The sequence below is a fragment of the Bacteroidota bacterium genome, from assembly GCA_034723125.1.
Taxonomy (GTDB): Bacteria; Bacteroidota; Bacteroidia; order CAILMK01; family JAAYUY01; genus JAYEOP01.
Genome location: JAYEOP010000557.1, coordinates 1 through 1,637, shown reverse-complemented (window position 1 = coordinate 1,637; position 1,637 = coordinate 1). Strand labels below are relative to the sequence as shown.

Genomic DNA, 1,637 nt, shown 5'->3' with positions numbered 1-1,637 from the left:
ACGTTTTTCAAAAAGCTGATACTTTTTTTGTGAAACTAACTGCCACTTCAAATCACAACTGCAAAGACTCAATTACAAAAAGCGTAATCGTTAATCCTTCACCAAAAGCGGATTTCTCAATAAATGACAGTTCACAATGTCTAATTGGGAATAATTGTATTTACAAAAACATTTCATCAATTTCGGTTGGCAATATTACTCCATTATGGTTTATTGATGAGGTATTAGTATCATCAATTGATAGTTTTAAAAATACTTATCATCATGCTAATTTTTATAAAGTGAAACTTGTTGTAACCTCCGATAAAGGATGTAAAGATTCAATTAAAAAAATAACAAACATACATCCAATGCCAAAAATTGAATTTTCTGTAAATGATACTTTTCAATGTTTATCGGGTAATAATTTTGTTTTCACTAATAGGTCATCAATAGCAATCGGTACTTTACAATCTTTATGGAATTTTGGTGATAGCGTAACTTCAACAAAAAGCAATCCCTCTCATAGTTACAATATTTACGGAACTTTTGATGTAAAACTTGAAATGATTAGTGGTTTGGGTTGTAAAGATGATTCTACAATGAATGTTTTTGTTTATCCGATGCCAGAAGCAAAATTTGAGAATAAAATGCCATGCCTTGACAAAAACATAATATTTTTTAATAATTCAGAAGTTGATTTTCCTGATGTTATAAATGAATGGTACTGGGATTTTAAGGATAATAGTTTTGATTCCTTAGAAAGTCCAACCCATATTTTTACCACATCAAAAAATTATGATATTCTACATGTTGTAACTACTAATCACGGATGTAAAGATTCTTTTACCAAAAAATTATATTTTTACGACCACGTAATTGCCAATGAAATTGACAGAGCTACAGTATTTGATGATAAAGAAATCCTTATTGAATGGACAGAAAATCAAATTGGAAATCCAAAATTCTTTAAACTCGAACGTTCAATTGACAGTATCAGTTTTTATACTATTGATTCATTTGGAGTTAACACAATTGAATTTATCGATAAATTCGTTGATGTACACAGCAACTCATACATCTACCGAATTCAAACCATAGATAGTTGTGAGTATGAAAGTCCATATTCAAATATCGGCAAAAGCATACTTCTAACAATTGACACAACTCAGGAGTATTCTATTTTGCACTGGACAGCTTATCAAGATTGGCAAGGAGAAGTTTCGGAATATGAAATTCAAATATTTGATGAAAATTTTAAGGATTTTAAAACTATTGCTTACGCAGATAAAAACACATTTTTATTTATTGATGACAAAACAAATTTAAACCAATACAAATATTGTTACCGCATAAAAGCAATTCGCACTGATGGTATTGAGTCCATTTCAAATGAAGTCTGCATTCCCACAGAATTTCACATTTACGCACCAAACACATTCACACCAAACGAAGATGAAATAAACAATAGCTTCCAAATAAAAGGAACATTCATAATCGAATACAACATAAAAATTTATAACCGATGGGGCGAGCAAGTTTTTGAAAGCAACGATATTCACGATTCATGGGACGGAAAATACAAAGGAAAAGTCTGTCCGGTAGGAGCGTATTATTATCAAATTTACGCTAAAGGAACTATGGGGAGGAAGGAGAGT

The 1,637-nt window shown here is 30.7% G+C and carries 1 protein-coding gene; it reads left to right on the top strand.

From position 1 onward, the window contains the following. Positions 1-1,637: PKD domain-containing protein (locus tag U9R42_14210; GenBank protein MEA3497177.1), on the top strand; the 1,637-nt coding region annotated here is incomplete at both ends.